The 20,593-nt window shown below is 69.5% G+C and carries 22 protein-coding genes; 13 read left to right on the top strand and 9 right to left on the bottom strand.

Annotation, left to right across the window (positions count from 1 at the left end):
* The first annotated feature begins 305 nt into the window (after positions 1 to 305).
* Complete coding sequence (locus tag ACN267_RS21225; RefSeq protein WP_421489466.1) at positions 306 to 698, top strand: hypothetical protein; 393 nt, start codon at positions 306 to 308, stop codon at positions 696 to 698.
* Positions 699 to 935: 237 nt separating this feature from the next.
* Entirely contained in the window at positions 936 to 1,259 is a 324-nt protein-coding gene (locus ACN267_RS21220) for a DNA-binding protein (RefSeq protein WP_421489465.1), read from the top strand.
* Between the two features lie 106 nt (positions 1,260 to 1,365).
* Here ACN267_RS21220 and ACN267_RS21215 read toward each other — a convergent pair whose 3' ends face one another.
* Positions 1,366 to 2,694 (bottom strand): hypothetical protein, encoded by a 1,329-nt coding sequence (locus tag ACN267_RS21215; protein WP_421489464.1) that lies wholly within the window; start codon positions 2,692 to 2,694, stop codon positions 1,366 to 1,368.
* 274 nt (positions 2,695 to 2,968) lie between these two features.
* On the opposite strand from ACN267_RS21215, the gene ACN267_RS21210 reads away from it, so the two are divergent.
* Entirely contained in the window at positions 2,969 to 4,429 is a 1,461-nt protein-coding gene (locus ACN267_RS21210; protein ID WP_421490466.1) for a site-specific integrase, read from the top strand.
* 81 nt (positions 4,430 to 4,510) lie between these two features.
* Positions 4,511 to 5,335: a class I SAM-dependent methyltransferase gene (locus tag ACN267_RS21205; RefSeq protein WP_387257067.1), complete on the top strand. Its 825-nt coding sequence runs from the start codon at positions 4,511 to 4,513 to the stop codon at positions 5,333 to 5,335.
* A gap of 257 nt (positions 5,336 to 5,592) precedes the next feature.
* Here the strand turns inward: ACN267_RS21205 and ACN267_RS21200 are convergent, their stop codons facing one another.
* The 5 genes from ACN267_RS21200 to ACN267_RS21180 form a co-directional block, all read right to left on the bottom strand.
* Positions 5,593 to 6,708 carry a tetratricopeptide repeat protein gene (locus ACN267_RS21200; protein WP_421489463.1) on the bottom strand — a complete coding sequence of 372 codons (1,116 nt, stop codon included), beginning with the start codon at positions 6,706 to 6,708 and terminating at the stop codon, positions 5,593 to 5,595.
* 287 nt (positions 6,709 to 6,995) lie between these two features.
* Positions 6,996 to 7,664, bottom strand: a complete 669-nt coding sequence (locus tag ACN267_RS21195) for a GNAT family N-acetyltransferase (protein ID WP_421489462.1) — start codon at positions 7,662 to 7,664, stop codon at positions 6,996 to 6,998.
* Between the two features lie 46 nt (positions 7,665 to 7,710).
* On the bottom strand, positions 7,711 to 8,394 hold the full coding sequence (locus tag ACN267_RS21190; RefSeq protein WP_421489461.1) for a GOLPH3/VPS74 family protein: 684 nt from the start codon (positions 8,392 to 8,394) through the stop codon (positions 7,711 to 7,713).
* Between the two features lie 14 nt (positions 8,395 to 8,408).
* The gene (locus tag ACN267_RS21185; RefSeq protein ID WP_421489460.1) at positions 8,409 to 9,422 is read right to left on the bottom strand and encodes an acetamidase/formamidase family protein; all 1,014 of its coding nucleotides are present in this window, start codon (positions 9,420 to 9,422) and stop codon (positions 8,409 to 8,411) included.
* The gene (locus ACN267_RS21180) at positions 9,419 to 10,825 is read right to left on the bottom strand and encodes an APC family permease (RefSeq protein WP_421489459.1); all 1,407 of its coding nucleotides are present in this window, start codon (positions 10,823 to 10,825) and stop codon (positions 9,419 to 9,421) included. Before ACN267_RS21180 ends, ACN267_RS21185 begins: the two co-directional genes overlap by 4 nt.
* A 468-nt stretch (positions 10,826 to 11,293) precedes the next feature.
* Between ACN267_RS21180 and ACN267_RS21175 the strand changes: the two genes are divergently transcribed.
* A complete protein-coding gene (locus ACN267_RS21175; RefSeq protein WP_421489458.1) occupies positions 11,294 to 11,905 on the top strand; it encodes a hypothetical protein in 612 nt (203 codons plus the stop codon).
* On the opposite strand, the gene ACN267_RS21170 is transcribed toward ACN267_RS21175, so the two are convergent.
* On the bottom strand, positions 11,895 to 12,341 hold the full coding sequence (locus tag ACN267_RS21170) for a hypothetical protein (RefSeq protein ID WP_421489457.1): 447 nt from the start codon (positions 12,339 to 12,341) through the stop codon (positions 11,895 to 11,897). The two genes, ACN267_RS21175 and ACN267_RS21170, sit on opposite strands and share 11 nt — an antisense overlap.
* A gap of 114 nt (positions 12,342 to 12,455) precedes the next feature.
* Here ACN267_RS21170 and ACN267_RS21165 point away from each other — a divergent pair, with 114 nt between their 5' ends.
* The 7 genes from ACN267_RS21165 (at position 12,456) to ACN267_RS21135 (ending at position 17,723) form a co-directional block, all read left to right on the top strand.
* Positions 12,456 to 12,965, top strand: a complete 510-nt coding sequence (locus ACN267_RS21165) for a metal-dependent phosphohydrolase (RefSeq protein WP_421489456.1) — start codon at positions 12,456 to 12,458, stop codon at positions 12,963 to 12,965.
* The gene (locus tag ACN267_RS21160) at positions 12,962 to 13,933 is read left to right on the top strand and encodes an aminoglycoside phosphotransferase (RefSeq protein WP_421489455.1); all 972 of its coding nucleotides are present in this window, start codon (positions 12,962 to 12,964) and stop codon (positions 13,931 to 13,933) included. The genes ACN267_RS21165 and ACN267_RS21160 overlap by 4 nt, the downstream gene beginning before the upstream one ends.
* On the top strand, positions 13,930 to 15,033 hold the full coding sequence (locus ACN267_RS21155; RefSeq protein ID WP_421489454.1) for a radical SAM protein: 1,104 nt from the start codon (positions 13,930 to 13,932) through the stop codon (positions 15,031 to 15,033). The genes ACN267_RS21160 and ACN267_RS21155 overlap by 4 nt, the downstream gene beginning before the upstream one ends.
* Positions 15,030 to 15,629 (top strand): dTMP kinase, encoded by a 600-nt coding sequence (gene tmk, locus ACN267_RS21150; RefSeq protein WP_421489453.1) that lies wholly within the window; start codon positions 15,030 to 15,032, stop codon positions 15,627 to 15,629. The genes ACN267_RS21155 and tmk overlap by 4 nt, the downstream gene beginning before the upstream one ends.
* Positions 15,630 to 15,644: 15 nt before the next feature.
* Positions 15,645 to 16,469 (top strand): endonuclease/exonuclease/phosphatase family protein, encoded by an 825-nt coding sequence (locus ACN267_RS21145; RefSeq protein ID WP_421489452.1) that lies wholly within the window; start codon positions 15,645 to 15,647, stop codon positions 16,467 to 16,469.
* A 4-nt stretch (positions 16,470 to 16,473) separates the two neighbouring features.
* The gene (locus ACN267_RS21140; RefSeq protein WP_327023067.1) at positions 16,474 to 17,181 is read left to right on the top strand and encodes a creatininase family protein; all 708 of its coding nucleotides are present in this window, start codon (positions 16,474 to 16,476) and stop codon (positions 17,179 to 17,181) included.
* Between the two features lie 83 nt (positions 17,182 to 17,264).
* The gene (locus ACN267_RS21135; RefSeq protein ID WP_421489451.1) at positions 17,265 to 17,723 is read left to right on the top strand and encodes a PPC domain-containing DNA-binding protein; all 459 of its coding nucleotides are present in this window, start codon (positions 17,265 to 17,267) and stop codon (positions 17,721 to 17,723) included.
* A gap of 35 nt (positions 17,724 to 17,758) precedes the next feature.
* On the opposite strand, the gene ACN267_RS21130 is transcribed toward ACN267_RS21135, so the two are convergent.
* A complete protein-coding gene (locus ACN267_RS21130) occupies positions 17,759 to 18,388 on the bottom strand; it encodes a class IV adenylate cyclase (RefSeq protein ID WP_421489450.1) in 630 nt (209 codons plus the stop codon).
* A 188-nt stretch (positions 18,389 to 18,576) separates the two neighbouring features.
* Between ACN267_RS21130 and ACN267_RS21125 the strand changes: the two genes are divergently transcribed.
* Entirely contained in the window at positions 18,577 to 19,845 is a 1,269-nt protein-coding gene (locus ACN267_RS21125) for a helix-turn-helix domain-containing protein (protein WP_421489449.1), read from the top strand.
* Here the strand turns inward: ACN267_RS21125 and ACN267_RS21120 are convergent.
* Entirely contained in the window at positions 19,842 to 20,576 is a 735-nt protein-coding gene (locus ACN267_RS21120; RefSeq protein WP_421489448.1) for an HAD family hydrolase, read from the bottom strand. The two genes, ACN267_RS21125 and ACN267_RS21120, sit on opposite strands and share 4 nt — an antisense overlap.
* Positions 20,577 to 20,593 lie beyond the last annotated feature (17 nt).

Raw genomic sequence — 20,593 nt, 5'->3', positions numbered from 1 at the left:
CCGGCCTTCCGTACGGGCTGCCCGACCTCATCGAACCGTCAGGCTCGACCCACGGCCTCCTACCCACCTCCACCGCAGGGCGCAGCGCACGCGACGTTGAGCACCGGCATGCGCGGGCCGACGGCGCGCGTCTGCTGCCCACCCCCAGGGCGAGTGACACCGGGACGCCCGGACGACGTGCGGGGGCTGGGTTTCGGCCCCCGCTATCCCAGGTGCTCCTGCCCACCCCACGGGCCACCGACGGCGAGAAAGGTTGCCCTGGGCAGCGCGGCTCACACGGCGACCTGACTCTCCCTTCCGCGGCGGTGCGTGTCCCGACCCGGCTCCTGCCCACCCCGCGCGTGTCCGACGGGTGCGGTCCCGGGCGGCATGGCGACGGTGGCGCGGACCTGCGCACCACCGTTGCTGGGCTCGGGCAGCCCGACGAGCAGCGGTGGGGCGCCTACGCCGACGCAGTCGCCCGCTGGGAGCTGTTGCTCGGCCGGCCCGCACCGGCACCCACGCAGATCGGCCGGCACGGCAAGCCCGTCCTCGCGCCGCCGTTTGTGGAGTGGCTCATGGGCCTCAACCCAGGCCATGTCACCGGCCCCGACCTGGGGCTGCCGCGCACGCGCGCGCTGCGGGTCCTCGGCAACGGCGTCGTTCCCCAACAGGCCGCCGCCGCCCTGCGGCTGCTGCTGTGCCCACACAGGTGGTAACGGCAGAAGGTCCTTGGCCTATTGATGTGGCCAGTGATGGCGCCGGTTGAGGCCAGGGTGCCAGTGAGATCCCGCTAACCAGCATCGGCGTGCTCCGTGCCTCCACGGCCTCGCTCCGCAGGCGGCACCGCCAGTCCGACGTGACGGCGATGCCGCCTGCGGGAGAGCCAGCCCTTATCTGAAACCCAGGACCCCACCGCCCCTGCGGCTGGCGGTCCGAGACTAGGAGTCAAGCCCATGCGATCAGCACGACGAACCCGCAACCTCACCCCCGCCGCCAACCCCGACAGCGACGACGCAACTTGTACCTGGACCACCGAGCGCATCCTGGCGCTCGGGGCGACCACGGACCTCGCCACCGCCGCCGCCATCCTCGGCATCTCCCGCTCGGCGGCCTACAAGCTGGCCGCCCGAGACGCCTTCCCGGTGCCACTGTTCCGAGCCGGCGCGTACTACCGCGTCCCGACCGCCCCGATCCTGCGGAAACTGCACCTCGAGTCCCCGCCGGTACCGACAGCTGGTGACACCGGCGGGGCGGGTGCCGACCAGGACGGCGGGTAGTCGGGCGGGGACAGGGACACCACGGGCTGCAGCCCTCCGCCGTGACCCCGCAGCGGGTAGGACGCCCAATGCGCGGCTCCGTATGCCGTGCCGGTGCAGCCGCCCACTACTGCTCGACGACGCCGGAGAGGAGCCGGACCAGGGCGCGATGCAACACCCGCTCGAGGTCATCCACGACCGCTGACAGGTCATCTGTCGGCTGGCCGGTGAGGGTGCGCAATTCCCGCCTGCTCGGGTCGTCACCGTGCATCTCGTCGTTGCGGAGCCGGTATCCCAGACGCAGGAGGGCCTCGAGCCGCTCGGGCGGTGCCTGCAGGACAGGGTCGTCCGCCAGGAGCGCGTTCGCTCCGTCAACGATCTTGTCCTGCTTACGGGGATCCGCTGGCAGGCCCGGCAGTTTGATGAACAGCACTTCGGCGCAGACCATCAGGTCGATAAGCCGGTCGGTCGGCACCCGGTCGGCCCCCGCCATGACCAGCCGGCGCAGCGCGGTCTGCAAACCCCGGTTCTCCCGAACCGCGGGATGCGCGAGGAGGCCGTACACCTCGCGCACCGCCTCCACCTGCTCTCGCCCAAGGATCGTCGGTCGCTCCTCGTCGAAGGCGGGTAGCGCCGACAGTGACGCCGTCGGCCCCAGGCCCTGGGGAAAGTCGTCGTCCGCTGGGCAGCGGATCGCCCGAGTCGCGGTGACGGACCCACCGCACACCAGCCGAAGCGCCGTCACCAGGCGGCTGGCTGGCTCGACCAGCGCGCCAGAATTCAGCGCCGCCGGTTGGGCGGGTACGTCCATGGCCGAGCACACCGGGTACGAGGTGCAGCGGGTCAGGGCCCACTGGTGGAACCGCGACACGGTCACCGAATTCGGGCCGCCCGCGAAGGCGACCGGCACCGCGAGGCAGCCGATCGCGGCGCTCACCTGCCGGTCGCTCATCGCTTGCAGCACCAGGCCGTCCGGCAACGTGACCGCCTCGATACCCGCGGTGGGGGTGAAGGCGTTGAGCGGAACCACCTCGACCAGCCGCGCCCGCGTGGCCAGCAAACCGTCCTCCAGCCTGCTGTACGCGGCGTCGAATGCCTCTTGGTCGAACCGGTAACCCCCGACGGCGGCAACCATGGGTTCCAGGACATGCTGCACCAGCGTCCACCCCAATTGCCGGAGCGTGAGGGCGAACTCCACCCCGACCAGGCAATCCACCCGCTCACGCAGCACCTCATCGGCGGCCACGACGGCCCGCACCGCCCCGATCTCGGCGAAGGTGTCCAAGAACCGGTAATCGGTGACCCGAGCCGGCATCTGCCAGACACCGCGGCGGATCGCGACGAACGACTCCTGCCCGAGGCGGTGCCACTCGCCGAAGTCGGGAACGGTCGCGAACACCGGCACGCCGTCGCGAGCGGCCAAGTCGCCGAGCACCGCCGCCATCAACTGGCCCACTGCCGCGTGCAGCTGTGGACGCCGCACTCGGCCCCTCGCCACGTCATCTGCCGCCACCATTGGCCGTCCTCCATGCCCGATCTGACGCGAACCGGACAGGATCCCAGACTCCCCAGCAGGGCGCATCTGACTTGCGCCCCTTACCGGCCCCAGCGCATGGACCACCCACCGGACCTGGAACCGCAGCGACTTGATCCTGCCCGCCGGTCACGCGTGGATGTCGATCGACCAAACCGATGCCCCACCACCCAGACGAACGGGAGCACCACCACCGATGCCAGACGGAAGCATTTTCAAGCGCTGCGGCTGCCGCCACCCCGACACCGGCAAGCCACTGGGAAACGACTGCCCGAAACTACGCCGCGCGAACCGCGCCTGGAGCTCCGACCACGGCCACTGGGCCTACCAGCTCGAACTACCACCCACCACCGACGGCGGGCGCCGACAGCTACGCCGCTCCAGCTTTCCCACCCGCCGTGCCGCCGCCGACGAACTCGACCACGCCCGCGACCTGCTCGCCCTCGCCAACGGTGACCGGCGCCGCCGTACCGAGATCGCCGACCTGCTGCAAACCGCCGTACGCGCCAAACGCCCCCTGCCCGAGGTCGACCGCATCCGCCAGCGGCTGCGCGGCGACGGCACGCTCGCCGACATGCCCACCGTCGCTGAGTACCTCACCGGATGGCTGACCCACCTCACAATCGACGCGAACACACAGCGCGGCTACGAATCGATCACGCGGGTCCACCTGATCCCACACCTGGGCGACATCCCACTGGACAAGCTGCGCACCACCCACATCCGCGCCATGTTCGCCGCCATCGAGCGCCGCAACGACGAGATCAGCGCCGCGAAGGCGAGCATCGACCCAGTCATCCGCGCTTCGGTCACCGGCGTGCGACCCACCGGTGCCAGCACACGCCAGCGCATCCGCGCCTGTCTGCGCAAAGCGATCAACGATGCCCTCGCCGACGAACTCATCGTCGGCGCCAACCCCGCCGCCCTGGTCAAGGTCCCCGCCGACCGGCCCCTACCAATCGTGTGGGAGGACGAACGCGTGCAACGGTGGAAGGCCACCGGCGAGGTCCCCGGACCGGTGCTGGTCTGGACCGACTCCCAGGTCGTGGAGTTCCTCGACTACGCCGCCGTTCATGCCCCCGACCTGCACCCCATGTGGCACTACATGGCCTACCGCGGACCCCGCCGTGGCGAGGCGTGCGGCCTGCGGGACAGCGAGGTGCGGCTGCACCGCCGCGAGACCACCATCAACAACCAGATCGCCACCCACGGCTACACCGCCGTGCAGAAACCACCGAAGAGCAGAGCCGGAAACCGCGACGTCGCCCTCGACACCGACACGACCAAAGTCCTCACCGCCTACAAGGCCCGCCGCGCCGCCTGGCAACTCGCCGCCGGCGACACATGGCCCGACACCGGCCTGTTCTTCGTCCGCCCCGACGGAAAGCCGTGGCACCCCAACGCCGTCACCCAACGGTTCCGCAAGCTCGTCCGCAAGGCCGGGATGCCCCCGATCCGGCTGCACGACCTGCGCCACAGCGCCGCCACCATCGCCCTCGACGCCGGCATCGACATCAAGGTCCTCTCCGAGCAACTCGGCCACTCCACCACAACCCTGACCCGCGACACCTACCAAAGCGTCACCAAACGGATGCACCAGGACGCCGCCGATGCCGTCGCGAAGAAGATCAACCAGAAACGCCGCAAGGCAGGGTGAAACCCACTCTCGGCGAAGCGGCAGCGGACGACCGCGTGCGGCCGGGCTGGCCCCGGTCGCCCGAGGGAATACGCTCGCGACGTGAGCGGTGACGACCAGTTGCTGAGCCGGCGGGGCAGCTTCGACGAGGACCCGGACAACTACCAGGCGGCTCGGCCGGGATACCCGCCGCGGGTGTACGAGGTGCTTGCCGAGCGCGGGCTGCGACCGGGTGCGCGCGTCCTGGAGATCGGACCTGGAACCGGGCAGGTGACCCGCCCCCTCGTGGACGCCGGTGCGTCGGTGCTGGCGGTGGAACTCGGTGGCCGGCTGGCGGCCCGGCTGCGAACGAACCTGACCGGCCGCGACGTGACCGTCGTCGAGGGCGACTTCACCACCGTGCCGCTGCCCGACGACACCTTCGACCTGGCCGTCTGCGCCACCGCCTTCCACTGGCTGAACGCGGGCGCGGCGGTGCGACGGCTGGCCCGCCTGGTGCGGCCGGGCGGAGGGCTGGCGGTGTGGTGGACGGTCTTCGGTGATCCCGACCGTAGCCCGCCCTGGCGCGCGGAGCTGGACGCGGTGTACCGACGATGGCTACCGGGGCAAGGGCGCGGCCCTGCCGGTGTGCCAGCGCCGCTGCGGGTCGCCGAGCGCACGGCGGAACTGCGGGCAGGTGACTGGTTCGACCCCGTCCAGGTCGAGATGATCCGCTGGGAGCACCGACTGACCCCGCACGACGCGCGGGGGCTGTGGGGGACCTTCCCGAACGTACGCGAGTTGAGCACTGACCAGCGGGAGGCGTTCCTCGACGGCGTCGCCGAGGTGGTCGCCCGCCAGCCCGGCGCGACGGCGATCGACAATTACGTCACCGCGCTGTACACGGCGCCGCGCCGAAACCACGATGCCCTTCCAGCCAGTCCGTGAAATCGGGCAGCGGGCGCCCGACGGGCGCCAGCGATCTATGCCCCTTCGACAGGGCCTGAGCTAGCCGGGGCTCTGCCGAAGCGGGAAACCTCCCCGAGCCGTTCGAGGAGCTGAGCCGAAGCGTTCTCGCTGGCACGGACCGTTCTGGGCTGGCTGCGGACCGAACAGCGGTCATCCCGCGTCCGGGTGGTGTTGCTGCTCGGCGCGAGTGCGCCCAGGCAAGTTGTCCCGGTGGTGGGTGGTCAGGTGCGGGCGGTCTAGCTGGCGCCGGGCGTGGCGGGCGATGCGATGCGCGTGGGATGACCCGGCGGGCCGGTAGCTGTGGTGTGCATGCGGTACAGGGCGGCTGCCATGCGCGCGATGGCGGGGTGGTGGGGATGGACACGGCGGTGGTCGGCGATGGTGCGGGCGAGGAGTTGCTGCGCCGGTTCCTGGCGGCCGTGTTCGTACAGGACGACGGCGAGGGTGGCTTGGGTGGCGAGGGTTGGTAGTGCGTAGGGTCCGTCGGCTTGGGTGTGGTGGCGGATGAGGTCGCTGTAGCAGTCGGCGGCGGCGGTGAGGTTCCCGGCGGCGCGGTGCGCGGCGGCCAGGACGCGCAGGGCGGCGCGGACTTCCGGGTTGGTGGGGTCTCGGAGGAGGTGGCGCAGGCTGCGGTGTCCCCACTGGGCCCAGGGGAGCGCGGCGGCTGGGTCGCCGCTGGTAAGGGTGAGGGTGGCCAGGAGCGCGGCGGCGCGGGCGGTCGCGGTGTCCAGGGCGAGCCTGCCGCTGGTGGGGTCGATGTGCAGGAGCCCGCTGTGCAGGACGTCGATGGCACGCTCGGGCTTGTTGTCGGCGGCGTGGCGCTGGGCTAGGTGTAGACGCTGGGCCATGGCCATCATCGGGCCGGTGACTTGTAGGGAGACGGCTCTCCAGGTGATGTGCAGGTCTGTGCCGGTCGCGCCGACGGTGACGCGTTGGATGGGGCCGAGCGCGTAGGAGGCGGCCTGAGTCGTCTTGCCGGTTGGGACGAGGTGGGGGGTACGGTGCAGGATCACTGCGGCGACGGCGTCGCGGATCTCCTCGGCCGACACCGGTGTGCGCCCGCAGGACGGCGCGCACAGGTAGACCCTGCCGCTGCCGGGCAGATGGATGAGGATCATGGATCGCGCGCAGGTGTGGCAGGCCAGGAGGCCGGGTGGCACGGGCGCGGCCTGCACGGCGCGGGCCCGCGAGACCCATTCCTCAACCGTCGCCGGCGACAGGTGGTGGCTGCGGGCAACGCCCCGGGGCGCTTGGTGCAGGCCGTGGACGGCGGCGTGTTCGATGGTCGCGGCGACGACCTCGGCGACGAAGGCGGGTGTCCACGCGGGGAGGACTGTCGTCCGCGTCGGCATCGGCACTCCTTCCTAGGGATCATGTATGCGTTCAGGTGGCGGGAGCAGCGCCGGGTTTGTGCAGTTCGTACGACCCGCAGACGGCGCATGTGAGCGGAGGGTGTGGCCGGCGACGACAGTGGGGGGCTGTCGTCGCCGGCCACGTCGGTCGCCGCTGCCCTCCCTCTACGGGCGGGCGACCGGCTTGAACGCCCCGATGTGGGCCCAGCGCAGATGGTGGGCGGCGACGCGGGGCGGCGACAGAGAGATGTGGTGCGAGCTGCGACTTGGCCGCCGAAACCCAGGGCCTAGCGTTGGGCGTCGGACTGCGCGCGTGCCGGGGCGGTGACGGTCGCCGGCTTGGCGGTGTTCACGGGCCAGGCGCCGCGGATCGGGTGAGGGTTGCGGCGCATCGGGGCGAGGACCGGCCCGTCGGGCAGGGTGAGTGCGGGTCTCGGGAGGTAGCCGTACCGGCGGTACACGTCCTGGCTGTCGGGCGTGGTTTCGGTCCAGGAGGGCATGTCGATGCGGTTGAGGCGGCTCTCGTGGTGGGTGAGCATCGCCGTGCCGACACCACGCCGTTGGGCGGCGGGAGGGATGGCGAGAAATGCCAGGTGGTAGTGGGGTTCGGTGGGTCGGACCTGAGTGAGTATCTGGTCGAGGAGTTCGAACTGCCGCGCGTGCGGGCCGGCGGCGTCGGCCAGTCGGCTGTGGTAGTTCGGCGGGGGCGGGATGCTGCGGTAGCGGTGAAACCCCATCGCGGCGGCGCTCAGGTCGTCGGTGATCTGGATGTCGCCGAAGAACATGGCGTGTTCCACCCAGATGACCGCCACGTCGGCCAGGATCCGCCGCCGGCAGGCCGGATCGGGCACCAGCCACTGGGCGAGCGGCCCGGCATGCAGGGCGTCGGCGATCAGCGCGGCGACCAGGTCCTTGTCCGCCCACCGGGCGGCACGGATACGCGGAACAACGTGCATGAGGTGTCTCTCCAAGGGCAGCGGAAGCGAGTGGGGTAGTGAGGACTCACCGGTAGGTGGCGGTGGCGAGGTCACCGACAGCGGCGTCGACCGCGGCGGTGATGTCGCGTACCTGCTGGTGGTGCTGCGCGGCGATGGTGCGTAGCTGCACGGTGAGGGCGGCGATGTCGTCGGCGAGGTACAGGTGGTTGGTTAGGCCGAGGGTCGCAACGAGGCCGCCGAGGGCGGCGGTGTGGTTGTCGGGCTGGTCACGGCCGGCGGCGATGTAGTGCAGCCGGGCGCGGGCGACGACCGGCCACTTGAGGTCGGCGGGCAGGTAGCGGTCGGTGCGGGCGAGCCCACCGAGGCGGCGACGCACGTCGTGGCGCAGGATCCCGCCGGCGTGCAGTCCTGCGCGGGTGCGGTCGTACAAGTCGTCGGCAAACCCGCGCAGCCACCCCCGCAGCGGCGGGGTCGGGTGGGCGTAGCGGATGGAGGCCAGGGCGGTGTCGGCGATCAGATCACCGACCGGCCGGTCCAGGTGCAGCCACAGCCGCTGCTCCCCGCCCGGCCCGGTGTCGTCGGTGGTGTCAAGGGCGATCCGCCCGGCCAGGAACAGGTCGATCAGCACCGCACCAGCCAGGCCGAGGGCGAGGGCCTGGCGGTGGATGTGCGGGTGGCCGGTGTCGTCGTCGTGGCCCAACAGGAACAACTCGTCTCGCAACGGCAACTGCGGTATGGACGAGGTCATCTGGATCCCGTCCCCTACCGTGGCCCGCCGGCGTGCTGCCGCAGGCGGGCGTGCACCCCGCCGTAGACGGCCTGCGGCTGCGGAAGAAGCAGCTTGTCGACGGCGGCGAGGACCGTGTAGTTCGGGTCGCAGACGTTGCCGATCGGCGCCCGTCCCGCCTGCGACACCAACTGGTAGGCGTCGAGTTGCTCCAGGCCGGTGAGGTCACCCACCCAGCAGACCATGTCGCGGTGCGCGACCCGGTACGCGTCTTCCAGGGGGCGGGCGCAGCCGACTGACATGATCGACGTGTCAGTCTCCAGGCGGGGCCACACCGTCGGAACGCCTTTGATGACCTCGATGATCAGGGTGGTGGTCGTGGCGATCTCCACCCCGACGCCGCAGACCTCACCCTCCCCCTGGCGGGCGTGGCCGTCGCCCAGGGCGAGCATCGCCCCGTGCACATTCACCCCCAGGTACAGGGTGGTGCCGGCGCGCAGCTCCGGTGTGTCGAGGTTCCCGCCATGGCTGTCGGGCACGATGGTCGAACGCGCCTCGAAACCGCCCGGCGCCACGCCGATGGTGCCGATCATCGGGTCCAGCGGCAGGTCGACGGTGTGGTCGCTGTCGGTGGCGTGGAAGCGGACCGTGCCGGCCTGCTGGTCGATGTCGTACACCCACACCCGCTCATCGAGAGGCGGCTGCAGGGTCGCCGTATGTGAGGTGGAGGTCAGTGCCCCGAAGTGCGGGAACGTCGAGGAGACTCCCCAGTCGCGGGCCGGAACGATCGAGGCGAGGTGGACGGCGAGGGTGTCGCCTGGCTCGGCGTCCTCGACGAAGAACGGCCCGGACACCGGGTTCAGGTAGGGCATGCGGCACACCTGCGACGGCAAGTCCGCCGGGCCGCGGACGAGCCCGCCGAAGCAGTCCTCGGTGTGCACCTGCAGCACGTCGCCGGAGCGGACGTGGGCCACCGGCATCCGCCCGCCGAAGGTGTAGGCCAGCTCGTCGCGGGCGGGACGGTAGGTGATCGTCTCCATGGTCGTCACACCCGCTCGACGTGGCGGGCCTGCGGCTGCGTGGGCGCCAGACCCGACAGGGCGGGCCGGCGGCCGGTCAGGTACAGGCCGGCGAGTACGACCATGCCGAGGGCGAGCCAGGCCAGACCGAGACGCTGCGCGGCGATGTTCGCGTTGACCACCACGTAGGCGAGGATCACGAAGCCGATACCGGGCATGACCAGGTGCGCCCACCAGTTACGGCTGCGCTGGCGGATGAGGTGGTGCACGACGACGGAGACGTGCAGGACCAGGAACGCGACCATCGCCCCGAAGTTGATCAGCGACGACAGCAGCGTGATCCCGTCGACGCGGGTGGCCATGTACAGGCCCAGCGCGAGGGACACGGCGCCGGTGAGCAGGGTCGCGTTGATCGGCACGTTGCGGCGGATCGACACCTTCGCCAGGAAGCCGGGCAGTTGCCGGTCCCGGGCCATCGCGTACAGCAGCCGGGACGTGGCGACCTGCGCGACCATCGAGTTCGGCAGGCCCCACGCGATCGCGGTCGCGACCGCGCACAACGTCGCCAGCCAGCCTCCGCCAGCCACCTGCGCGGCGTCGTAGAAGGCGGTGCCGTTCGGATCCCCGTCACTGAGCAGCGAGGCCGGCTCGGGGACGAGCATCGCGGCCAGCCACGTCTGCGCGATGAACAGCACGCCGGCCAGGACGAGCACGGCGGCCATCGCCCGGCCGATCTGCCGGGAGCCACCCTTGGTCTCCTCAGCCAGCATGGAGATGCCGTCGAAGCCGAGGAAGGACAGCACCGCGATCGACACCGCTCCCGCTACCAGGGACCAGGTGAAGGTGTCGGCGTTGTAGAACGCATCCCAGCTGAACTGGCCCCTGCCCGTTGCGAGGGCCCAGCCGGCGACGGCGAGGAAGATCGCCAGGACGATCAGCTCGCCGACGAGCATCACCCGGGTCACCATCGCGGTCATCCGGATCCCCACCGAGTTGACGACCGTGTTGACCGCGACGAACCCGAGCAACCACAGCCACACCGGCACGGCCGGCACGGTGGAGTGCATCGCCACCGACGCCACGAGATACAGCAGGCCCGGTACGAGCACGTAGTCGAGCAGGATCACCCAGCCGGCCAGGAACCCGACCGGCGCGCTGATGCCCCGACCGGCGTAGTTGTAGACGCTGCCTGACATCGGGAACGCCTTCACCATCTGCGCGTACGAGAACGCGGTGAACACCAGCGCGACCACACCGACCGCGTACGCCAGGGCCACCATCCCGCCGGAGCCGGCGTACACGCTGCCGAAGATCGCCATCGGCGCGATCGGCACCATGTACACCAGCCCATAGGCCAGCAGGTCCCGGAACCGCAGTTGGCGCGCCAGCTCCTGCCGGTAGCCGTAACGCTCTAGATCGTGCTGATCCAACATCCGGGATCCTTTCAGTTGATCAATAGGTCGTCGGCACGTGCTTCATCGAGGCACCGGATGCCGGCATTTGGGCCGCGACGTGTTCAGTCCGGGACGCGCCACGCGCCACCGGCGACGAGAGTGACTAAAGGCGAAGTCGGTCGATGTCGGTAAGCCTTCCCGTCGACGTCTGACAATCCGCCGACATCAGCCTTCTTGGATGGCGGCTATCACACCCTGCCGCAGGCGACGCATATCGCGTACTGACACGCTGCATCATGGCTTTCGGCCGCCGGGCAATTCACGGTCTGGGCAGGTCAATGTCGGAGCTTTGTCAGAGGTCAAGGCATCGGGTTATCGACATCCGCGCACGCGGCCGTTAATGGGGCATCACCGTGAGCGCCAGCGGCGCGGACATCGGTGTCGGGCGAGCCGACCGCCGGCTGGTTCGCCTGCCTGTGCCCAACGCTCCCGTAGGAGGGATGTGCCATGGCCCCACGATCCATGCCCGAACCGGCTGAGGTCGGTCGCCGAGCCGCCGAGATCCTTGACCTGATCACACGCCACTCGTCGTCCAAGCGGCTCCGCAGTTCGTCGATGAAGTACTCCAGCTGCTGGGCGACGTTCACTGGGTACCCGGCGATCAGCCGGTGGTCCCTGGAACGGGACGCGGGCCCGCTGCTGACCGAGGCGATGCGCGTTCTCGCGCTCAAGGCCGCGGTGTTCGAGCTGTCCGGCGGCGACGAGGAGGCCGCGGAGCTGCTGGTGCCGGCGCCGGTCGACGAGATGATCCACGCCGTGCTGGCCCAGTTCACCCTGATGTCCCGGATGCAGCGCGACCTGGGAGTCACGTTCCCGCACGCCACGGAGCTGGAGGAGTTCACCTACACCCGCGGCTGCCTGACCGACGCGTACTACGCCGCCGCGGGCTGGGGGCCGCAGCCGCTGCGGTACTGGCTGGACTCCGCCGAGGTGACCCGCCGCCTGAACCAGCTCAACGCCCACTACCAGGCCGCGGGCCTGGGACGCGACGGACGCAGCCACGACTTCGACTTCGGCCGACCGGACCCGGCGACCGCGCCCGTCGGGGTCAGCGGTTAGCCAGCTCCACCGACAACACCCGCCGCATGGCCGCCACCACCTGCCTCGGATCGAACCTCTCGCCGGCGAGGCGCTCGGCGCGGGCAACGGCACCGAAGATCTGCTCCGCCGGGGCGTCGCGCAGCACGGCGACGAGCCAGCCTTCCAGATCCACCAGGTCGGCAGGCAGCACCAGGGAAGCAGGCGTCGGCGCCGGTCGTGAGGTCTGGTCGGGGACAGGCTCACCGCGTGAGGCGTATCGGCCCGGCGGCAGTCCGACCCGGTACGGGTGCACACACACCGCGACGCCTTCGGTGGTGACCCGCCATCCGATGTCCGGGTTGTAGGCGAACTCGGGTCCGGGCCGGTCGACCACGTCGAACTGGCCCGGCCCGAGTTGCTGGGCGGGACACACCACGCACGTCTGCTCACACCACTGCGGTAGCGGCCCGGACATGGCGCCGATGCTACGGCAACCAGGAGGTATCAGGCCATGACCGTCTTATCCCCTCCCCGGGCCGCCACCGTCGACCGCGCCCTACGCGACGCCCAGCGGTGGTGCGCCGGACATGTGATCGACGACCGCCCTGCACTAGCCCACGCGGTCCGGGTCGCGGTGACCATCGGCGATCATGTACCGCATCCGGCGCCGGATCTGATAGCGGCGGCGCTGCTGCACGACATCCCCGACTTCGCGCCCCGCACGCCGGACATCTACCAGGTCCTCGCCGTCGCCTACGGTGCGCAGGTACCGCGCATCATCGCCGCCCTACACGCCGAGCACCGGGCCCTCGACACGCCGGACCCGCCCATCCGCGTCGACGACCTGCCGGTACTGCTCGCCTCGACCGCCGACAAGATCGTCGCGCTGACGTCGCTGCTGCGACGGGCGCATGCCAGCGGCGACGTCACCAACTTCCTCCGCCCGCGCCCAGCGCTGCTCACGCTGCTGCCGCACTTCCGGGCCTTTCAACAGGCAGCCCACCCCCGGGTGCCGGCGGGGATGTCGGCACGCCTCGACACCGCGCTGGCCCTGCTCGAGAGAGCCGCCGCCGGCATTCAGGCAGCGAGCAAACCATGAACCCCATTGGTGCCGCATTCGCGGACCAACTGCGCCGTGACCTGCTCACCGCCGCCGGCCACGAACAGGCCGGATGGCAGGTCATCCAGGAGTGGGAGCTGTCGACAGTGCAGCGGCTACACCTGGGCGACGGCAGCAGTGTGATCTGCAAGCTCGCTACCTCGCCGTTCACCGGCGAAGCCGCCGTGCTACGGCACCTCAACGAACACGGCGCCGCCGTGCCCCATCTGCACGGCTACACGCTACGGCCGCACGCACTGGGCATGCTGATGGACGACCTCGGCGACCCCCTCCGTCCCGCAACTATCGCCGAGGCCGCAGCCGCCGCCAGCGCAATCCACGCCATCCCGCCGATGCCGACGCTGCCCTTGTTCGACCAGCGGACCCTGGCGCGCCTGCCCGAGCAGGCGCTCGCCGCACTCGACGAGCTGCACCGCCAGGGCCGCTTCGTCGACTCCGGCGCGGCCGAGGAACTGCTACGGCGGCTGGTAGCCGTGGCGGGCAGACGCGCCGACGGCGCCGAGCGAGAACCCTTCGGGCTGTGCCACGGCGAGTTCCACCGCAGCTCGCTGCACGTCAGCCGCGCGGGATGCCGTCTCGTCGACTGGGCGAAAGCATTCACCGGACCAGGCCTGCTCGACCTCGCCACCTGGTTCGGCACCCGCGACGCCGCAGACCCCGCCCAACTCACCCGCCTGATCCGCGCCTACGTCGAGGCTGGCGGCAGCACCGACGCTCACTCAGACCGCGGTGGCCTGCCGGCGGCTCAGTGGGCGCTGGGATGGCACCGCGTGTGGGCAGCCTGGTGGTTTCTGACCACGGCCGCCGCAGGCCACCACCGGCCCCATACCGATGGCTCTCACGCCCAGGTCGTGCACCGCCAACTGCACGCTGCCGCGCAACTGCTCGACGCCGCCCCGTTTGGCGCGTCCGGAGTTCATCTCACTACCGCGGGAAGATCCTTATGAAGCGCCTCATCGTGGACACCCACGCCTCGTCCTGCTACTTCCGCACCTCCGTCGGCGGGGATGGACGCAAGGCGTTGGTGCAGATCACCGAACGGTGCAACCTGCACTGCGCCCACTGCTTCGTCTCCTCGACCGCAGTCGGGTCTGACCTGTTCCTGGGCGACTTCACCACCCGAGTGTTGCCCCGGCTGCTCGACGCCCGAGTCGAACGCCTCACGCTCACCGGGGGCGAGCCCTTCGTCCACCCCGACCTGATCGCCATGTGCCAGGCGGTGGCCGATCAGGGACTGCCGGTGGGCATCTGCACCAACGCGACGCTGACCCGCGACGCCGATATAGCCGCCTTGGCCGCCTTGGGCAACGTTCACGTCAACGTGTCCTTTGACGGTTTCCGGCCCGACAGCCACGGCAAGTTCCGCGGCGACCGGTCGTCGTTCGCCACCACCGTCGCCACCACCCGCAAGTTCGCCGAGGCCGGCCTCCTCAAGGGCCTGCTGTCCACGCCCAACGCGCTGACCGTGCCGCAGGAGTTCGCTGACCTGTGCGCCTTCGCCGTCGACGTCGGCGCCGAGTACGTGCTGATGAACCCGCTGTCCTCCTTCGGACGGGGGGTGAAGAGCCGCAGTAAGCTCGCCGCCACCACGGCCGCGATGGACGCCATCACGGCCGTGACCGACCGCTTCGCCGGCCAGGTCGACCTCGTGCGCATCCGGTTCCCCAACGAGAACCTGCCGCTGGGCGGATGCGACGCGGGAAAACTGATCTACGTCTTCGTCGACGGGCAGGTCGCCGTGTGCCCCTACCTGGTCTTCGCCGCTCGCACGTCCGCCTCCGCGCACCGCGATGCCGAGTTCCTCACCGGCAACATCCTCGATAGTGAGGTTGTCACCGGCCTCGACGCCTACGACTTCCACGGCCGCTACCGGCTCGGCGCCAACCCGACCTGCGGCTCCTGCGCACTGGCCGGACAGTGCGGCAAGGGCTGCCCTGCCGCGGTCATCGCCACCGGTGGCCGCATCGGCGATGTCGATACCGAGCAGTGCCCCGTCACCGACCCATCCGGCCGTCGACTGCTCCCGCTGTCCCTGGCCAAGGGGTGAGCAGCCTGTTCATCGCCGTGGAGGGCCCCAACGGAGTCGGCAAGAGCACCGTCGCCCGTCGCCTGGCCGACCGCCTCGCCGAACTCGGACCGGCAGGGGTTCACCTGACCGGCGAGCCCACCCGCACGCCCCTGGGCCAGCTCCTGCGCCGCCAGGAATCCTTCCTGCATGGCAAGGCACTGGCCCTCGCTCTGGCCGCCGACCGCGCCGCGCACATCGAAACGGAGATCATCCCCCGGCTCGACGACGGACTGCACGTCGTCACCGACCGGTACGTCGCCTCCTCGCTGGTGCTGCAACGCATCGACGGCCTCGACCTCGGCGAGATCTGGTCCTACAACCGCTACGTCCTGCCCGCCACCGTCATCTACCTCGAAGACCACCCAGAGGTCATCCGCACCCGCCTGGCAGCTAGACCACACTTGACCAGGCTGGAACTGGCCGGCTCGCCCGAGAAAGAACTCGCCCTCTACCGCGACGCCGCCACCCACCTGCACCGGCAGCAGTGGCGCCAACACGTCGTCGCCTGCCACGGCCTCAACCCCGAACAGGTCGTGGACACTATTCTCGCCCTGCTACCTGCCGACGGCCCCTGACCAGCGAGGCTCACCGTGCTGTCCATTCTGACGATCAACGTGCAGGCCGCCGCGCTCGCCCGCGCGCAGAAGCTCCTCACCTGGCTGCTGCAACGCGATGACCACGTGATCATCCTGACCGAAACCAGCAACGGACCCGGCACCCGGCACCTGCTCACCGGCCTGCGGGCAGCCGGGATGTCCATCGCCCACCAGCCCTCGACTGACGGCGACCGCGGCTGCGCCATCGCCAGCCGCATCCCGACCCGCCCTGCCCCGTACCTCACCGCGGGCATCAGCCTGCCCGGCCGGGCACCCGCCGTCACCCTCGACACCGACCCTGCCGTTACGATCCTCGGCCTCTACGTCCCCTCCAGCGACCGGGCACCAGCCAAGCTCGCCAAGAAGCGGACCTTCCTCACCACCGTCACCGACACCCTGGCCCGACTACCCACGCCTGACAGCACGCATCTGGTGGTCGGCGGGGACTACAACGTCATCAGCCGCGACCACCAACCCCGCTACCCCGGCTTCCGACCCTTCGAGTACGACTTCCTCGACGGCCTCGCCACACTCGGGCTCTGCGACGTCCACCGAACTCTGCACCCCGACGTGCAGGCACACAGCTGGATGGGTCGTGCCGGAAACGGATATCGCTTCGACTACCTCCATGTCGGCCCTGGGCTACTGCCTCACCTGGCAGCCGCCGCCTACCTGAACCAGCCTCGCCTTGAGGGTCTCACTGACCACTTGGCGCATAGCGCCGACATCGACGCACCGGCCGCCGGTGGTCGGGGTTCCGGTACTGGCAACATCGTGGCTTGCTGGATCTCACGCACCCCTAGACGAGCGGCAGAATAGGCGCGTGACCCTCTGGACGATCGCCACGGCAGCCGACGAAGCGCGCCGCCAAGCGTCGGTCGCCGTCCTCCCCATCGGCAGCTTCGAACAACACGGCTCGCATCTACCGCTCGCCACCGACACCATCGTGGCCAGCGCCATCGCCACCGCGCTCGCGGAACGTTACGACCTGTTCCTACTTCCGCCAATCACTCTGTCCTGCTCTCACGAGCACGCCGCGTGGCGAGGAACTGTCAGTCTCAGCTCGACCACCCTCACCGCCATCATCAACGACGTCGTGGCGTCCCTCCACGAGCAAGGCATCGATCGTCTCGTGCTCGTCAACGGGCACGGCGGCAACTACGTGTTGTCCAACATCGTCCAAGAGGCCAACACCGACCGGCCACGCCTCGCACTGTTCCCAGGTCGCCAGGACTGGGACCAAGCACGCCACGACGCCGGTTTGCACAGCACCACCCACGACGACATGCACGCCGGAGAGATCGAAACGTCTATCCTGCTCCACGCCGCACCGCACACCGTCGGTCCGGGCTTCGGAACCGCCGACCACCTCACGGAACGGCCACACCTCCTGACGCTCGGCATGACCGCCTACACGAGCACCGGAGTAGTCGGGCAACCATCACTGGCCACCGAAGCCAAGGGACAGGCCGTGCTCGCCAGCCTTGCCCGCACTTTCGAGGACACCCTTACCATCCTCACTCGCCAATAGGCCGGCACCGGCGCCACGCGACACGATCCTCCCGGTGGCACCCAGCTCTCACCGCACGCCGACCGAACTCGAAGGAGCCCCTATTGCGCAGCCGCGAAGTCGTCACCGGCCGCACCATCGTCGCGGTATTCGACCACGGGGAAGACTTCTACGAAGCCCTCGACCGCACCTGCCGCGCCCACGACATCCGCCAGGGCTACATCCCCACCTTCATCGCCGGCCTCGCCACCGCGGACATCGTCGGCACCTGCGAACGCCTCGACAACCCCGACGCCCCGGTCTGGTCCAAGGTCCATCTGACCAACATCGAAGCCCTCGGTGGCGGCACCCTCGCCTACGACCCCGACACCGAGACCATCCAGCCGCACATCCACCTCACCGTGGGCTTGAAAGCGCACAGCGCCACCGCCCACACCAGCCACCTGCTCGCCGCGACCGTCCAGTTCCTCACCGAGATGATCATCGTGGAGATCCTCGAGCCAACGATGACGCGTGTTCGCCAAGCCGACCTCTACGACGTGCCACTCCTGCAGTTCCCCTGAAGCCAGTCGAGCGCGGCGGCCCAGGTCTCCAGCCGTCACAGCCGGGGCGGCAACATCCGTGGACTCGACCCCCCACCTCGGAACGGGGCCGACGTCCTCACGGCCGCGCTCGTCAGATTCCAGATCAACGTGTCGTAGGTGTCCACAACCCGCCGTACTGGCACACCGAGTGAGCGAATCATCGCGTCGAGTCCGTGCTGCACCTGTTCACCTGAGTGCTGGGAGCTGACCACCCGCTCCACCTCGACGAACGCGCCGAGCCCGTCAACGACGTCCACGCATACCGTCGCGCCGTCCCAATCGCCGACTCGGCGCTGCTTAACGATCCGCACCGTTGGCACCCAGCCCATCGTGGCGAGAGCAGCATGCATCGCGTCGCGGTCGAGAATCACGCATTCGTGCTCCAGGCACGCCATCTCGTTGTCGATCGGCTTCTTCACCGTGAACAGATGACGCCCCTCCTGCGTGCGAAGGCGCGCGAACGGCACACCGACCTTCGACATTCCGTACGACCAGCCGGCTGGTGCGTACGCCTGGTCGTCCTGGACCGACGGCTCCGTCAACACGACCTGCCGCCGGGCGAGCGCCGTGATCAACCTCTGCAGGTCATCGACGCGGTACTTGGCTTCAACTTCATGATCATTGTTGGCCGGCTCGTGGGTCACGAGCAGGAAGCATACGAGCATCGGAGGTCACGCGAGTTCGGACGACCGTGAGGCCAATGTCGGAACTTTGTCGGAAGAGTGTTGGATGAAGCCGCTGAGTAGCTGACGCATCACAGAACTGCACTACAGTGCTCCCACGCCAACCTGCCTCGCCTCGCGCGAGCGTTCGTACCCATCGGGAGCTGCTGATGTCGAGCGTGCCACCACAAGACGTGGCCAAGGCATGGATCGCTCTTGGTCAGATGCTGGCTCGCAGCCGCAAAGCCGCTGGTTACACGCAGGAGGCGTACGCCCCGCGGGTGAGCTATGGACGGAGCACGATCGCGAACGTGGAGACCGGCCGGCAGCGCGTGGGCCGCGATTTCTGGGCCCGAAGCGACGAGGTGTTGGGCACCGGCGGCAGACTGGTCCGGGAATACGATCGCATCCGGCTCGCCAGCAACCGGCACTTGCTGAGCGGCACGGCCGCCCCTACGGCGTGCCAGGTGGCTGCTGAGCCCTCGTCCTCCACCGCTGCGGAGGCGCTCGCCCGCACGCCGGGAACGGACTACCTGATGGGCGAGTGGAACAGCTTTTCCACACTCACCAGCATGCTGGCCCAGCAGCGCCAGGCCGTGTCACCCGAGGCGCTACTGGGTCTGATCGAGGCCCACCGTGACTGCCTGTCGACGCTGTATCGCAAAGCGGGTCGTGCTCCCGTCCGCGCTGATATCGGAGCGATGCTCGCCGAAGCCTCGATCGTCGCCAGCAGGCTGTGGAGCGCGCAGGGCAACCGTGCCCTCGCGCTCGCTCACTGTGCCTACGCCCGTCAGCTCGGCGACAGGCTTGGCAGCCGCAGGATCAGCGCAACGGCACGCATCTTCGAGAGCAACCTCCACTCCGAAGCCGCCACACTGATCGACGCAGACGGTGACATCATGATTGGCCTGCGGCTACTCGATGAGGCCGCCCGCGCGTCCACCGATCTCAGTCCACCCGCACGGGCGCGAGTAGCTGCCGAGCAGGCCCAAGCCTTCGCGGCCCTGCGACTTCCTCGCGAGGCCACGGCGGCCCTGAAGCGGGCAGAAGAAGCGGTCAACGACTTGTCGCCCGCTGACTGTGTCGGCCTCTACAGCGACTGGAGCAGCGCCCGCCTCCACGTCTACGCGGGCACGTGCCATCTCCTGCTCGGTCAGGCCCACCAGGCGGTGACCGTGCTGGAAAGTGCGGTACAGATGCTGCAACACGACCACGCCAACGCCAACGTCGCGTTGGCGGCAGCCGTAGACCTCGCCAGCGCCTACGCCGACGCCGGCGAACTCGAACGATCCTGCACCCTGCTTGGCGCCACCTACGACCAGCTGAAAGCGGGTGGCAACCATCGAGGCATCGCTCGAGCCCAACGAGCTCGACAACGGTTGGACCGATGGCGCGACGAGCCGCTTGTCCTCGAACTCGAGGAGCAGATGGCCGCCTAACGAGCAGCCGGCGTCCCGCCCGCACTCAACAGCGAACTGACGGCTGCCACCACAGTCGTCGGGTCGAGACTGTCGAGTACCACGTCAGGTTCGTAGGATGCCAGCTCTCGACGCCCAAGCCGGTGAGCGACGACAGCGACGCGAAAGTCGGCGTGACGTGCGCAAGCGATATCGTTGGGCGCATCCCCGATAACGATCGCTCGAGCGGAATCGAGCGGATCACCGTAGATCGCGGAGTAGCGCTGAGCTACGACTGCCGGAAGCTGGAAGCGATCTCGCGCGTCCGACCCGAACCCGCCGATGCGAAGATCAAGAAAATCGTCCAAGCCCGCCACCTCCAGCTTCACCTCGGCGGCCGAACGCAGGTTGCCGGTCAGCACGGTCTGGACGAAGCCACGTTCGTGCAGCTTCGCGATGCTCGCCGCAGCACCTGGATACGGCGGCTGGACCTCAGCCAACTCCTGCCGACCCTCCTGCATGACCGTGGCGATGGCCTGACGGAAGGCGGGTATGCCCGCCTCCGCGGATGATGGGTCCACGCCCGAAGCGATCGCGGTGTCCACGGCGATCGACTCGTCCGTATACCCATGCACCTTCTTGTCAGGGAAGACAACCTCGGACTGCGCGATGCCGTACGCACGAGCGATCGCGCGCGTCAGCCAGCGCAAGTCCGCGGGGATGAGCGTCCCGTCAACGTCCCAGATGACCAAGCCGGCGCTGCTGTGGTTCATAGATCCATCGTCGCACG

Source organism: Micromonospora sp. WMMD734 (assembly GCF_049178975.1).
Lineage (GTDB): Bacteria > Actinomycetota > Actinomycetes > Mycobacteriales > Micromonosporaceae > Micromonospora > Micromonospora wenchangensis.
The sequence above is the reverse complement of the archived record's forward strand: the minus strand, read 5'-3'. Positions and strand labels throughout refer to the sequence as shown.

Bases quoted from the DNA above. Each gene is read 5' to 3' on its own strand.
- ACN267_RS21155 (WP_421489454.1), top strand. From the start codon at position 13,930: ATGAAGCGCCTCATCGTGGACACCCACGCCTCGTCCTGCTACTTCCGC.
- ACN267_RS21180 (WP_421489459.1), bottom strand. From the start codon at position 10,825: ATGTTGGATCAGCACGATCTAGAGCGTTACGGCTACCGGCAGGAGCTG.
- ACN267_RS21195 (WP_421489462.1), bottom strand. From the start codon at position 7,664: ATGCACGTTGTTCCGCGTATCCGTGCCGCCCGGTGGGCGGACAAGGAC.
- ACN267_RS21210 (WP_421490466.1), top strand. From the start codon at position 2,969: ATGCCAGACGGAAGCATTTTCAAGCGCTGCGGCTGCCGCCACCCCGAC.
- ACN267_RS21170 (WP_421489457.1), bottom strand. From the start codon at position 12,341: ATGTCCGGGCCGCTACCGCAGTGGTGTGAGCAGACGTGCGTGGTGTGT.
- ACN267_RS21120 (WP_421489448.1), bottom strand. From the start codon at position 20,576: ATGAACCACAGCAGCGCCGGCTTGGTCATCTGGGACGTTGACGGGACG.
- ACN267_RS21160 (WP_421489455.1), top strand. From the start codon at position 12,962: ATGAACCCCATTGGTGCCGCATTCGCGGACCAACTGCGCCGTGACCTG.
- ACN267_RS21190 (WP_421489461.1), bottom strand. From the start codon at position 8,394: ATGACCTCGTCCATACCGCAGTTGCCGTTGCGAGACGAGTTGTTCCTG.
- ACN267_RS21220 (WP_421489465.1), top strand. From the start codon at position 936: ATGCGATCAGCACGACGAACCCGCAACCTCACCCCCGCCGCCAACCCC.
- ACN267_RS21200 (WP_421489463.1), bottom strand. From the start codon at position 6,708: ATGCCGACGCGGACGACAGTCCTCCCCGCGTGGACACCCGCCTTCGTC.
- ACN267_RS21175 (WP_421489458.1), top strand. From the start codon at position 11,294: ATGGCCCCACGATCCATGCCCGAACCGGCTGAGGTCGGTCGCCGAGCC.
- ACN267_RS21125 (WP_421489449.1), top strand. From the start codon at position 18,577: ATGTCGAGCGTGCCACCACAAGACGTGGCCAAGGCATGGATCGCTCTT.